At 50.3% G+C, this 13,539-nt stretch carries 9 protein-coding genes and 6 pseudogenes; 10 read left to right on the forward strand and 5 right to left on the reverse strand.

Going from position 1 to position 13,539, the window contains the following annotated elements; translation table 11 throughout:
• The first annotated feature begins 407 nt into the window (after nucleotides 1–407).
• The 5 genes and pseudogenes from RLO149_RS23285 (at nucleotide 408) to RLO149_RS23840 (ending at nucleotide 4,657) form a co-directional block, all read left to right on the forward strand.
• Nucleotides 408–1,163 (forward strand): annotated as a pseudogene (locus RLO149_RS23285) (IS5 family transposase).
• A 796-nt stretch (nucleotides 1,164–1,959) separates the two neighbouring features.
• Nucleotides 1,960–2,142: a hypothetical protein gene (locus RLO149_RS24195; protein ID WP_052304810.1), complete on the forward strand. Its 183-nt coding sequence runs from the start codon at nucleotides 1,960–1,962 to the stop codon at nucleotides 2,140–2,142.
• Nucleotides 2,143–2,419: 277 nt separating this feature from the next.
• Nucleotides 2,420–2,527 (forward strand): annotated as a pseudogene (locus RLO149_RS24535) (IS3 family transposase); the annotation flags it as partial.
• Nucleotides 2,528–2,610: 83 nt separating this feature from the next.
• Nucleotides 2,611–3,697 (forward strand): annotated as a pseudogene (locus tag RLO149_RS17730) (IS110 family RNA-guided transposase).
• A gap of 810 nt (nucleotides 3,698–4,507) precedes the next feature.
• Complete coding sequence (locus RLO149_RS23840) at nucleotides 4,508–4,657, forward strand: hypothetical protein (RefSeq protein WP_013963464.1); 150 nt, start codon at nucleotides 4,508–4,510, stop codon at nucleotides 4,655–4,657.
• A gap of 228 nt (nucleotides 4,658–4,885) precedes the next feature.
• On the opposite strand, the pseudogene RLO149_RS24200 reads toward RLO149_RS23840, so the two are convergent.
• Nucleotides 4,886–5,028, reverse strand: a pseudogene (locus RLO149_RS24200) (integrase core domain-containing protein); the annotation flags it as partial.
• Between the two features lie 82 nt (nucleotides 5,029–5,110).
• Here RLO149_RS24200 and RLO149_RS17740 point away from each other — a divergent pair.
• A pseudogene (locus RLO149_RS17740) lies at nucleotides 5,111–6,272 on the forward strand (IS3 family transposase); the annotation flags it as partial.
• Nucleotides 6,273–7,393: 1,121 nt separating this feature from the next.
• Here the strand turns inward: RLO149_RS17740 and RLO149_RS17745 are convergent.
• Nucleotides 7,394–8,038, reverse strand: a complete 645-nt coding sequence (locus RLO149_RS17745) for an acyl-homoserine-lactone synthase (protein ID WP_013963469.1) — start codon at nucleotides 8,036–8,038, stop codon at nucleotides 7,394–7,396.
• A 377-nt stretch (nucleotides 8,039–8,415) separates the two neighbouring features.
• Between RLO149_RS17745 and RLO149_RS17750 the strand changes: the two genes are divergently transcribed.
• Nucleotides 8,416–9,555, forward strand: a complete 1,140-nt coding sequence (locus tag RLO149_RS17750) for a DUF6456 domain-containing protein (protein WP_013963470.1) — start codon at nucleotides 8,416–8,418, stop codon at nucleotides 9,553–9,555.
• A gap of 146 nt (nucleotides 9,556–9,701) precedes the next feature.
• Here RLO149_RS17750 and RLO149_RS17755 read toward each other — a convergent pair.
• Nucleotides 9,702–9,887, reverse strand: a pseudogene (locus tag RLO149_RS17755) (transposase domain-containing protein); the annotation flags it as partial.
• A 219-nt stretch (nucleotides 9,888–10,106) separates the two neighbouring features.
• Between RLO149_RS17755 and RLO149_RS17760 the strand changes: the two are divergent.
• From RLO149_RS17760 to RLO149_RS17770, 3 genes are all read left to right on the forward strand, one after another.
• On the forward strand, nucleotides 10,107–11,273 hold the full coding sequence (locus RLO149_RS17760) for a tyrosine-type recombinase/integrase (protein ID WP_083825482.1): 1,167 nt from the start codon (nucleotides 10,107–10,109) through the stop codon (nucleotides 11,271–11,273).
• Entirely contained in the window at nucleotides 11,270–12,268 is a 999-nt protein-coding gene (locus tag RLO149_RS17765) for a site-specific integrase (RefSeq protein WP_013961039.1), read from the forward strand. Before RLO149_RS17760 ends, RLO149_RS17765 begins: the two co-directional genes overlap by 4 nt.
• 127 nt (nucleotides 12,269–12,395) lie before the next feature.
• Nucleotides 12,396–12,626: a hypothetical protein gene (locus tag RLO149_RS17770; protein WP_013963471.1), complete on the forward strand. Its 231-nt coding sequence runs from the start codon at nucleotides 12,396–12,398 to the stop codon at nucleotides 12,624–12,626.
• Between the two features lie 111 nt (nucleotides 12,627–12,737).
• Here the strand turns inward: RLO149_RS17770 and RLO149_RS17775 are convergent, their stop codons facing one another.
• The gene (locus RLO149_RS17775; RefSeq protein ID WP_013963472.1) at nucleotides 12,738–12,917 is read right to left on the reverse strand and encodes a hypothetical protein; all 180 of its coding nucleotides are present in this window, start codon (nucleotides 12,915–12,917) and stop codon (nucleotides 12,738–12,740) included.
• A 56-nt stretch (nucleotides 12,918–12,973) separates the two neighbouring features.
• Nucleotides 12,974–13,159, reverse strand: coding sequence for a hypothetical protein (locus RLO149_RS17780; RefSeq protein WP_013963473.1), 186 nt, complete (start codon nucleotides 13,157–13,159; stop codon nucleotides 12,974–12,976).
• Nucleotides 13,160–13,539: the final 380 nt, after the last annotated feature.

The following is a 13,539-nucleotide window of genomic DNA, read 5'->3' on the forward strand; positions in this document are numbered from 1 at the left end:
ATCGGAAACGATCGTGGTCAATTCATAAGTTCAGTGCAACGTTTTGATAATATTTCTGAACATAGAAAATTTTAGCATAAAAATTTAATAATTAAAAATAATAGCTTACACAATATGCAAGCATCTTTGCAGACGTTCGTCTCAGTAAAAACATGAGGTGAACATGCAAAGTGCTATTTTTAATCGTCATAATTTGCCAGCCCGCTTGTCCAATGGAATTTTCAAGGATCGTCGACGCCAGTTTATCGACAGGTTGCAATGGGATTTGTGCTTAACAGCATCCGGTGAAGAGGTCGACGAGTACGAAGATGACAAAAGCGAGTGTCTAGGCAGCACACTCGTTAATTCTTGTTTAGAGGCAAAGGTTTGTGATTCATTTCGTCCAAACAACGGGTGGGAGGATGCAAGTGGCGCGATCAGACATGAGCGATCTGGAATGGGAATTCATCAAAGCTGTCTTGCCGAACAAAACGCGCGGCAAGAGGCGGGTAGATGACCGCCGCGTGGTCAACGGCATTTTCTACGTCCTGCGCACCGGCATCCCTTGGGCCGATCTGCCCAGCGAATACGGCCCACCGACAACGGTCTACAACCGCTTCAACAGGTGGAGCTATGCGGCCACTGGGACCGGATCATGGGTGCTATCGCCGACGCGCATAACGTGGACACAGTGATGGTCGACGGGACCAGCGTGCGCGCGCATCATTCCGCCACGACTCTCAAAAAAAGACCCGCGCCGCTGTTTAGGTTGCTCACGGGGCGGATTAGGCACGAAAATACATGCACTTACCAATCAGGATGGGCTGCCGATCCGATATGAATTGACACCCGGCCAAGTCCATGACGAACCGCCGTGCAAGACGTTACTGGATAATTTGCAACCTGGCCAACATGTGCTCGCAGACAAAGCATACGACGCAGACTTGATCTGGGAACAGGGCGCTATTGACGTGATCCCTCCCAAGGCCAACCGCAAACTGCCCGCCGAATTTGATGCTGAAATCTACCGGGAACGCAACAAAATCGAGCGTTTCTTTGGCAGGCTGAAAGCCTCGTTCCGCCGCATCGCAACCCGATACGAGAAGACGTCACGCAATTTCCTATCGATGATCAAACTGGCATCGGTCAGGCTGTGGATCGAGTTTTATGAGTCCGCTGCCTAGTCATTTACGACAAAGACCTCTATGTTGGATCGTGCCGAGTCCGTCCAACAACTTGCACAACAATGACAACATATGATTTTCAAGATAGCTTTCCGGATGCCACCGGTTTCCTAAATATGCAAAAAGGTCGCATTGACGAGCTTACCCGGTTTTGCCGCTCACCAGATATTTCTGTAGATCAAAGTTAAAGAGATGTTGCAAACAATCATGTGCTTATGGATCGATACCAAGACAGCAAAAATCTCACCGGTTTCGTGGCCGTGGTTTTCACGAAGGTGGCACGATTTATGGCCACAATAGGTATGCGCCATATAGTACTAGCGAAGTCTTTAGTGAACAATCAAAGAACCTATTTAATTTGCATTACGCAGGCTAGCGCCTAAAGTCTCTCTTCCCCAAAGCAAAAAAACTTTGAAAAGCCAGATACTAGTGCAGCAATGGCGGCATAATATGCTTTGTAGTGGTTGAGACCCCCCCCTTAAATTATGGTGGTTAAAAGTAGAGCTTTCTAAAGAAGATACCTCAGGGGGCGTTGTTGCACAAATCTCCTGCTATCTGATTTAGGCGCAGCTTGTATCCTTCAGGATGTTGTAAACGACGCACAATTTCAACGCAGATTGGCGTGGCAAGATCCCGAAACTGAAGTATCGCATGACTAATTGGGCTACTTACAATGAAGCGCTTCGTCGGCGCGGTGATCCGATAACGTGGATTTGTGAAGACGCAATTAGTTCATCGGCTGCGTTTACGGGTGTTACTGTGGTGGGTAGCGCAAATATTCAGATCTGCGATTGAGATGTGCCGGACGCTAGGCACGGCGTTCCGCCACGAAAAGGAACTGGAACGCCTTGTCACTGCACGCGCACCAGACTTGATGGCATCGCATGAGATTGCAATGCTGACCGTGGCAGAGATGTTGATCCTCGTTGGCAACGATCCAACACGCATTCGTTCCGAAGCCGATTTTGCAAAGCTATGAGTCGTCTGCCCTATCCCAGCGTCGAGCAGAAAAACACGTGGCTTTCGATTGAACCGAGGTAGAAACAGGCAAGCCAACGCAGCCCTATACCGCGACGCCAACGTCAGGATGCGAAGCCACGCGCCAACGCTCGCCCATGTCAAGAAACGCATACAAGATGGGAAGCGTAAAAGCGAGATCATTCGTTGCTTGAAACGCTAAATCGTCCAGCAAATCTACAGCCAGCCCTGCGTGCCCAAATCGGCTCAAATCACCGTTTGACAAATATAGGAGCTTCAACGCAGCCGTCGAAACCTTCTTCAAGACAATCAAGGCTAAATTGATCTTGCGCCAGTCATGGCAAACGAGGAGGCATGCCGAGATGGCCATCTTCGAATACATCAATGATGGGGTGGATGCCCCACCCGGCGGCATCACAATGTGCCAGAATGATAGCAGTTTAAACTGTTACACAAAGGAAGAGCATCCATGGAGAATGTTAGCATAATAGGAATTGATTTAGCAAAACGGAGTTTCCAACTGCACGGGGCGAGCCCTGATGGTTCTGTGGTGTTCCGCAAGAAACTGTCGCGGCCTCAGCTTACCGCGTTCCTGAGTGAGCTTCCAAAGTGCATTGTTGCGATGGAGGCTTGCGCCACATCCCATTATTGGGCGCGCGAGATTGGCAAGCTTGGCCACGAAGCGCGTTTTATCCCACCTGTTTACGTTAAGCCGTTTGTGAAGCGTCAAAAGAACGACGCAAATGACGCAGAAGCGATCGCGGAGGAGGCATCGCGCCCGACGATGCACTACGTCTCGGTCAAAAGCGCAGAACAACAGTCGCAGGCCAAGGTCTTTCGAACACGCGATTTATTTGTCCGCCAACGCTCCCAGTTGGTAAACGCTTTGCGGGGGCATTTAGCAGAATACGGTGTCGTCGTCGCTCAAGGGATGGTTCAGTTTAGACGTATGATAACCAGCTTTGATGAAGTCGCGGTTGACCTGCCCGCGCAAATTCTCAACCTTTGCCAAGCATACATTGATCAGATCGCTCTTTTTGACGAAAGGATAGCGGTGCTGGATCATGAGATCAAAGGCCGAGCAAAAACAGATGAAGCAACATCACGGCTTATGACGATCCCCGGAGTTGGGCCTATGTGTGCCACGACCATTCAGGCCTTCGCGCCACCAATGGAAGAATTTTCTAATAGGCGTGAGTTTGCAGCTTGGTGCGGGCTTGTACCAAGGCAGAAGTCGACCGGTGGGCGACAAATCCTGGGTAGAACCTCAAAAATGGGACAGCGCGATATAAGGCGATTGCTGATCACAGGCGCCCCTCTCATTCATGTAAACATGCACTGCCGGGCAGTGAATGGCCGTCATCCGTTGGGCCATCCGGAAAGGTCCACCACCTGGATCATGGCTTGCCAAGATGCCGGCGCGCAAGCCTCGTATGCTGGTGGCGACTGCACTGGCAAACAAGCTTGCGCGTACTGTTTGGGCATTAACAACCACAAAAGAGGACTATCGAATTCCACCGCTGGCTGCACAAGCTTTGCACCATGCGTTGGAGTAAACCGGCAATGTGAGAAGGGCGAAGGAGAGTAAGGAACAACGGTCATAAGACGGGGTTGGGAAAACCAGATAGAAGCCAGGAGCCTTGTGCTCGCATCAACGATTTGGACCCGATCCACGGACACCATACAGGCCAGCGGCGTTTGAAAGCCGCATTCAAAGGCCCGACACACGACTGCACTGATCACTTGTTCCAAGCAATCCGAAAAACTTCTTGCATTGAAAGGGGCGTCCACACATGGCTTCTACAATCCGCGCCGGCGGCACTTAGCATTGGGCTGGAAAAGCTCCGTCGCTTTCGAATGGAAAGTGGCCTAAACGAGAACTTGGGGCGGCACATAAAATGGACGGGTCCACTTCAAAAATTAATTCACTTTAAGGGTTTATAAACCCAAGCGAACGCTCTGTTAAATTGGATTATACAACTGAGTGGCATTCTGGCAGCGAACACAAAAACGGGAGTTTTCTATGCTATCCTAAATGCAGATAATTGAATTGAGCTGAAGTCAATACTTGGGAAGTAAAGCCCGTTGCTTTGCAACGCACGCCTAAACGAATTTCGGTTTGCAAAGTATACCTATGATTTGGTTAGGAGAATCTTTTTCAAGAAACGCAGCATAGAAAAATTCAGCCCTCGGTGAATTGATTTGTTCAACATAGCTTAGCGTTAAATTGACAAATCATTTCGCGTTCATAAAAAAATAGATGCCGTTCTTAACCAAGCAGGAGGCCAGCTCGTTTACATCCATAAACTGACTGTAGTTGGCAAAATAATCTGACCTTTAAAAATGCACAAGATAAGGAAAATACCATGAAATCTGACTGGATTTTGGAAGTGCTTGCAGATATGCAGACATTTGCGGCGACCAACGGTTTGCCACTTCTGGCGACCCAATTAGAAACTACTACGTCAGTAGCTATCGCTGAAATATTAGATACGATTGAAGATCCTGTGACCTAGGGGAATATGTGACACTCTTGTGGGTTACCCAACCCCCTGAAATCATGCCAATGAGGTGTTAGTAAGCCGTCTGAGCAAAGGATGGAATGTGAAACGCAGATTTTCAGATGAACAGATCATCAGGATGATGAAAAATGAGCTACTCCCCAGTGTTTGGACAGGATCTGGCGTAATTAAAGCTACTCTTTGCACCTGCTGATAAGGGTTGGTAGTTTCAATTCGCTGCCAGTAGACCACGGCAGGCGGTTTGCCGCCAAGGGCGGAATGTGGGCGTTTGTGATTGTGGAAGTCGATCCACTTCTTGGCGCTTGCCTTCGCCTCTGATCCGGTTTCCCAGGCATGCAGTTACACGCTTCATACTTCAGAGATCGCATGGCTAGTTTGAACTGAAGTGGTCCGGCAAGACTGGACGGCGTGCTAAGATGTATCCAACTTCGAAGACAGGATACAGAAATGACCAAAAGATGCAGTTTTTCAGACAATTTCAAAGCGACGGTGGAGTTTGAGGCGCTTCGTGGAGAAAAGACCGCGCAGGAGATTGCGGCCAAGCGTAAGATCCATCCGACGCAGGTGACGACGTGGAAACGGCAAGCGATTGACGGCCTGACAGGCGTGTTTTCCGACAAGATCAGGATCGCGGAAGACAACGAAGCCGAAGTCAAAGAGCTTAATGCAAAGATCGGAAAGCTGGCGGTAGAGAATGATTTTTTGTCACAAGGGCTGAAGCGATGAGCCCGAGCGAACGCAAGGCGAAGATCTGTAAGGACCGCACCGATCTGAGCCTGACCAAACAGTGCCAACTGCTCAAGATCAGCCGGTCGTCGCTTTATTATGTGCCGGTCGGCATGGATGACGAAACCCTAAAGCTGATGAATGGAATAGACCGTGTGTTTACGAATTACCCGTTTTTTGGCAGCCGCCAGATTGCAGCTTATTTTCGGAGAAATGGGTTCCACCCAGGTCGCCATCGGGTGCGGCGTTTGATGGGGATCATGGGCTTGCAGGCTATCTACAGGGGGCCAAACACCAGCAAAAAGCATCCCCAGCACGGGATTTATCCATACCTGCTGCGGAAGTTGCCTATCACACGTCCAAACCAAGTTTGGTGCAGCGATATCACCCATATCTCGGTGCAGCGCGAGTTCTTGTATCTGGTGGCAATCATGGATTGGGCGACGCGTAAGGTGTTGGCGTGGCGGCTGTCGAGCACGTTGGACGCCAGCTTTTATGTCGACCCATTGAACGAGAGCATCACCAAATACGGCAAGCTGGAGATCATGAATACAGACCAAGGATCGCAGTTCACTGGATCAGCCTGGATTACAACCTTGACCGAGGCAAATGTCAAAATATCGATGGATGGTCGAGGCCGATACCTCGACAGCATCTTCATCGAAAGGCTGTGGCGGTCCCTTAAACAGGAGGCCGTCTATCTGCATGAATTGCAGGACGGTTTCCAAGGCAAACGCGTGATCAAAGACTGGATCGGGTTCTACAACTCGGAGCAGCCCCACACGGGCCTCGACAAACGATCACAGGACGACGCATTCTTCGACAGAGAACCAACCCAAAGAGCGGAATGAAACCAGATTGCATCTTAGCTGAGCTGCAAATCTGTCCGAATAAGTGGGACCACTTCAAACTTCGGGCGTGTGAGCTGACAGGCCTGTCTTCCAGTATGATAAGCAGCATCGGGGTGATGATGTATTGAGTAATCGGCTGCGTGAGTTGACAAACGAACGCCGTCGGTTCGGATATCGCCGTTTGGGCATTCTATTGGCCAGAGAGGGCTTTGAAGTGAACTCTCACCCGGCAGTCGCTGCTTGCAGCGATGAGCGGGCACAAGAAACTGTTCCGGCTCTACCCTGAGCGACGCGTCCCGTGCGGGGCAGGCGATCCCGCAAACGGGCATTGGGCAAACGCAGGCCCATTCTGGTGCGGGGTCGCGCCAATCAGCGTTGGTCGCTCGACTTCGTCTATGATGCCCTCGAAGATGGCCAGAAGTTCCTGTGTTGTACATCGTGCATAATCGTACGCGCGAAGCCTTGGCAACTGTAGTCGATCGCTCATTTTCAGGTGCGAGGATGACCGGCGAACTGGATGATCTGATCCGCAGACGCGACCAGCCCGACATGACCGTCTCCGAAAACGGAACGGAACGGAACGGAAATGATATCGCATGCCATTCTGACGTAGTGCCAAGACACGGGCGTGGGCTGGCACTATATCGCGCCAGGAAAACCGGCGCAGGTTACCTTTATCTAAAGCTTCGATGGCCGATTGCGCGATGAGTGCCTAAACGAACACATCTTCGGCAACCTCGCTGAAGCACGGGAATTAGTTTAAACTTTGAGGATTTACTATAGAACGTAACGACCACACACATCGCTTGGCGGATTGGCACCAACCGTCAACAGCGATCTCAACCGTGCCAGCCGGTCTGCTTTGCTTGAGTTCCATAAGGGCTTCGCTCAGCAGGCCTTGACCGCAACCAAATCAACAGAAAGAAACAGAAACGGTTTCTACACCTGTAAGGTCCGGATCGGAGGGCCGGGTCACCTGCCGAAAAATTCTACTTTTGGGATACAACTAACTGTAGGGGGGATTGCCTGGCGAACGGCTTCTGCCGTCCGCCAATTGTTCAGATACCTATTGTTCCTTGAAGTGCTCTGCGCGTCTTCAAGCTCTATCCCGAGGCGATCACCGCATCATACCATAGATACCGAGAAAATAAGACTATGCGATTTGCAGTTCACGCCCAGCGGGCATATCTTCCCGGTCAAGTGATAGAGCGTACATATCGTCATATGATCCACGGTCATAGAGTGAGGCTTCTATCAAATGACTGTAAATCTGAGCATTAAACTGCCACATGCCTACGCTGATCGTGCCGGATACATCTTTCTCAGACCCTAAGACGAGGGGCGGAGAGCCGAAGCGGCGATATGTACGCTGCATGCGAGTATCAAACACGCCCAGAAAGGCTCTCAACTTTTGAGCTTGCATGAGCTTTGCTGCACCTGCGAGTAAGGAAATGGCAACATCTGCTCCGGAGTTGGGAGCAATACATAGCCGGGTACATTCCCACACTTTTTCAGTCTCAAAAGTAATGCCAGGAATGACGTGGCTAAAATGATCTCTAATCATGTTTGGTGTATTTGTTGGGATAAGCCGCATTGATCCTTTATGATATCCGTTTGAATCAGAGCAAATTACATACGTGGCATCTGCTCTGTCATATTGGTCAATTTCATATTCCTCATCTGTGGCCTTCAACTCCCACCCGAGTCGGTCAATAAATTGGGTTTTTCGATCTCTTAGCATGCTATGTTTCAGTGTGGGAAAATCACAAAGCTTAGTTCCAGTTAAAAAGTGTATCATTTTGATCTCCAATGTAAGACACAGGAGAAAAATGTAATTTAAGTCTTTATTAACAGTAACTTGGGAGTGCGTTCGGTGCACGCTTCCTAAACTTTGATTAGAAAAGTCTGAATGGAAATCTTGTATGTTTACATATTGGACAGCGCATTCGACTTTCACAAATACAGTTCTTTCAACTAGGAAATGCAGCCAGTTAAGTAACGGAAGCCTTTAAATAACTAGCAGCCGACTTTTTAATCCAGGCCAAGGCACTAACAAATCAGTGTCGTGCAAAAGTATTTTCACAGAATTTATCTGTTAACCCTTTTGTAACCACAACCAGAGATTGTGTGAAGAATTCGTAAAATACATCTTCAGATTTATATGGAGAAACTTCCGTGGCAAGGACTGCAACACTGAACGATTTACGCGGCGCAACACCCAGATGGCTGCCTGAATCAATTCTAATATTCATTGCACACAAAAGTTACGGGTTATCGATGCGCCAAATTGCCCGAGAGCTGGATATCCAACCTTCTACGGTGTCTAGAAATATTAAAAGAACATCTCACAAGCTTACAGATCCACTCTTTGAGGCAGGCTTAAAGCGCGTTTCATTGGCTCTCCCAAAACACGACCGACCAAACGATCAATCGACTGCTACATTCCAGCCCGCAATTTGTTGTTTAAAGCGCACTCAACAAGCTAAAACGCTATTAAAAGAAGATAAGTTTCGTCAGGAAAGCAAAAGGCTTTTAGAGGCATTGAGTGCTCCGAATAAACGTCTGGTCCTTTCGCCGGAACTAGATAATGCGGTAATTATCAACATCGATTACAACGCAACTTCCAGAAAACAGGAATATTTTGACCGTTCTCTAGCCGAAGCTTTGGTAATGAATGATTGGATAGAGATAAAACACCAAAGCAGGCTTCTATCCTATGCGATAACAGACAAAGCTAGAAACCATATTAGGCATTGCTCTGCTATCGACACGAAGAAAAAAACCTACCTCCGTGGCGATCTGTCAAAAAGCACCCAGCCCATTCACACTCAACTGGAGGTGTCCAAAACCGTCGTCGACAATAGAACCCTTGTCTCTCCTGAAAAAAAAGGCGAAGCGCCTATTCTGGCTTTATCTCGACTGCGGGATAAAGCCGGCGAATCTTTTCTGAACTCTGGACTTGTTACAGCTGGCCAGTTGCTGCGAGAAGATTTTGAACTTGCCAGTTTCATCTCTTCGATAGAAAATACAAGAGATATGGGTTCTGAAACCAGTCCTTCTCCAATCACGAGGCACAGTAGTATTGTGACCACGGATCCTGAAGCTCGTTTGGCTCAAGCTTTACATTTTCTTGGCCCAGGCTTGTCAGACGTTGCAGTCCGCTGTTGCTGCCATTTGCAAGGTATGGAACAGATTGAGAAGGAACTAAACTGGTCCGCACGGTCAGGGAAAATTGTTTTGCGAATTGCGCTCATGCAACTGGTGCAGTTTTATAAGTTGGAGACACCCACCAAAGTGACAGAACTTGTGAGGTGACCTAGCTTCCTAGACAGGTGACTAGATCGTACGCCTCTGTTTGATATTATACTCAACCCGCAACAAAATGCTGTTTTTCGCAAACTTTTGGCTTGGATTGTCAAGTATTGTAGGCAGCGCACTGATCACACGGGTTTAGCGTTGTTTCAGGGCAGCAGCCGGTTGATGTCAGTTTGTTTGTGTTTGCCAGTAATGGTTATCAGGACGCCAAGCAGATAGCCATGCGGTTCGATACTGTTGAATTTGCAGGTTTCGATCAGCGAGGCGAGCATGGCCCAGTTTTGTGCACGTGCGTCATGACCGGCGAAGAGCGCGTTCTTTCTTTGCAGGGCCAATTCCTGTTCATTCTGCCCATGTCGGGTCAGTTTATCGCGTGCAATACAGGTGGCACGCGTATTTTGGTGTCGATGTTAAAGTCTATCGATCCTATAGGCGTGGCGATGGGATGTATGGTAACCGCGCGATTGGTACCGCCTGCCTGATGTTGGCCTGATGATTTAAGACCCGTGCATAGAGACGTCGTTAGTGACGTGTCTTATGTGGAGGATATCATGCGGGGCGAGGTTCTTGGTTTCGAACGGCGGCGGCGATGGAGTGATGAGGATAAGCTCTCGATCGTTTCGTCTGTCGGAATTGACGGGTCGACGGTGACACAGGTTGCGCATCGATGCGATGTGACCCGACAGCAGATTTACAGATGGCGGCATGAGTTGAAGAAGAAGGGTCTGTGGCCGCCGGGCGCGGGCACGGTTTTTCTGCCTGTCGATTTCGAGGTTGTCGAGCGGATGCAACGCAGGGGCTATCGCTATGAGGCTGCGGAGGTCATATGCCGCAGGTTCGACCGCTTTCTGCAGCAAAGGCCCGATCTTGATGGTCAGCCACTAGAAACCCTACTTGAGCACTACGGCAAGGCGAAGGCGACCGCGAACCATACTGCTGAGTGCGAGAAACTGGCCCGTATCCTGAACAAGGCCCTGTGTCATGACGATCCGTCACGGCCCAGACGACCTCCTGATCACCGGCCCGCGAAACAGGTCGCGCGCGGTTGGCGACGTCCGTATATCTACAGCCCCGAGGACATTCAAAAACTGCTTGCCATCGCGCGGACCTATCCGTCGCCGCGCGCGCCCTCGCGTCCGATCAACCTCTATACGATGCTGGTTCTGGCTTATTGCGCCGGATTGCGGATCGGCGAAATTGCAAGGCTGACGCTCGGCGACGTCGACATGCAGAGCGGGACCATCGCGATCCGGGAGACGAAGTTCTTCAAATCCCGTCTGCTGCCGCTGTCGGAGAGTGCAATGGATGCCTTGCGTGCCCTTCTAAAGGCAAGGCAGGTGGCCAACGTCTCTCGCAATCCCGAAGCTGGCGTGTTCTGGCACGATCAGAATAACAGGCACTATTGCCGCGCATCGATCAGCGCCAACCTTGTCACCGTTCTGCGGATGGCCGACCTCAAACCGACCAAGGGCAAGACCGGGCCGCGCGTTCATGATCTGCGCCATACCTTCGTCGTTCACCGGATTCTCGAATGGTACCGGCAAGGCGTGAACCCGCAGGAGAAACTGCCGTATTTGGCAACATATCTTGGCCACCGCGACATCAACTCAACGCTGGTTTACATCACCGTGACCCAAGAGTTGCTGCATGAGGCAAACGAACGGTTCCGGACATTCGCCTCGCCTGGCAACGCTGAACCGGGGGAGGTGGCATCATGAAGCTTGATCCTCTCCCCCAGTTACTGCGCATGTTCTTCACCGACTGGATGGTCCAGCAACGCAACGCGTCCCAGCACACCGTCAAGTCATATCGGGATACCTGGCGGCTCTTTCTGCGCTTTGTCGCAGTCCGGTGTGGCAAGCCGGTTGTTCGTCTCACGCTGAGCGAGTTGACCGCCGCAGAGGTCATCGCCTTCCTGCATCACCTTGAGAGTGTACGCGGCGACACGATCGGTACCCGCAATTGCCGCCTTGCTGCCCTGCGCAGCTTCTTCGGCTTTGTGGCAACGCGCGAACCGGAACTGATGGCGCAATGCGCGGAGGTCATGAATGTGCCAACGAAAAAGGCACCGATCCGCGCGCCGGATTACCTCGAACCCGAAGAAGTGCAGGCAATCCTGGCGCAGCCCGACCGGTCAACGCTGATCGGCCAACGGGACCATACCTTGCTGTCGTTCCTCTACAACACCGGCGCACGTATCCAGGAAGCGCTTGATTTGTGCCCGCAGGCCATCAGGTTCGAGGCACCTGGCTGTGTGCGATTGTACGGAAAAGGCCGCAAGGAGCGGATCAGTCCGCTCTGGCCAGAGACGGTCGCATTGCTGCGATCCCTGTTGAAGCGCGTGCCGAGACCGGCCGATGCAGCGCTCTTTGTAAACCGCTATGGCAGCCCGCTCAGTGCTTCAGGCGTGCGCTTCAAGTTGGCAGAGTATGTGAAGGCCGCAGCGGTGGATGTACCGACGCTCGCGCAGAAACACGTGACACCACATAGCTTCCGGCACGCAACCGCAGTGCATTTGGTAGCCGCGGGCGTGGATGTCACCGTGATCCGAAGCTGGCTTGGCCATGTCAGCCTGGAAACCACAAACCACTACGCACAGGCCAATCTGGAAACCAAGCGCCGAGCGTTGGAACAGGTTGAAAAACCGAAGACCGATAGCCCGCCGTCGTGGCGGCGTGACCAAGACGTGCTCGACTGGCTCGATACGCTCTGACAACCATCAAAATAATGCGGAGGAAAAAACCCAGTAAACCCAATGATCGAAGCCCAGCTGGACTTCCTCCGCATTATGCCGTTCTCATGATAATTTTCAACTTTGGAAACGGATTGGAGAAAAAGTCATGACCGATATTATTATAACCGAAAACTTGGATATTCCGATAAAGAGAGAGATTGGCTTTGTGTCAACAACGGATGTATCAGAAAGCGCAGAAGCAATTGCCCAGCTAAAAAAAGAAGCGATAAGTTTGGGGGGTAATGCTTTAATTCTGCTACGCGTGGGAAAAGCAAATTGGGACACTCATATTGCCACAAGCGAGTTTTACGCACGTGGTGTAGTTGTTGAGGTTTGAAATGCCATTTTGCAGTAGGGGCCAGTTAGGTTGGCTGCGCGTCGTGAAAACCGGTTGCTGGGGAATAGTCGATTTACTTCTCTGTGGTAGAGTTAGTCAGAAAAGCTCTCTTTAATTCACTTCGTTGAAAAGGCTCAAAGCAGCGGTTTTCACATCCTCGTCAAGACTGGCTTCATCAATGTAAGCTTCGAGTGCCACACTCAGGCCTTCGATTAACCCGTAATAGTGGTTTTCTTGTGCGAACTTTTGGAGGTCGAGAATTGGTTGTAAAATTCGTTCGTGTTCGGTCATTCGAAACTCCCAACTAATATTAGAGCCGAGAGTCGGTCAGGCAGGTTAAGCGCGAGTTAACTCAAAGGATTATAGCTCAAGCTCAAGGACGCGGTCTGCGATTTTGTTGCATTTGAGACACGCTCACATAGAGCCATGTCGCGCAGCAGTAGCCGCATGGCATCGGCGGTATTGGCGAAGCCCTCTGCCTCAGCATCTTCGACAATTTGTTCGGCGATTATCAGAGCGTCGGATAGTTGCATCGGAACTGCCTCATTTTTGCTTTAAGTCTGATATACTTCTCGGTGAGACACATTAACAACGGGTAAATCCCCGAGTGTCATTGCGCAAAAAACCGCCGATTTGGTGCATCATATCGCATAATATGGTGACATTGCGCCGCTGCCCTACTGAAAGTTGTATTTACTACAAGAGCATGCCTCGTATGCAATTCTACGTGAATACCACGTTACTGGCTCACCACCGATGCCCCGCCAACCAGATAGGGCAACAACCACGGCATAATCTCTTTCTCTAGTTTGGCATTTTGATCTAACGTGCATTCTGGATTGTTTAGGTCGGTACCTTGCGAAAACCTCATGAGATGAAAATAATAGGTTATTGTATTTTGCCTTTCGGGGGA

The sequence above is a fragment of the Roseobacter litoralis Och 149 genome (assembly GCF_000154785.2).
Taxonomy (GTDB): Bacteria; Pseudomonadota; Alphaproteobacteria; order Rhodobacterales; family Rhodobacteraceae; genus Roseobacter; species Roseobacter litoralis.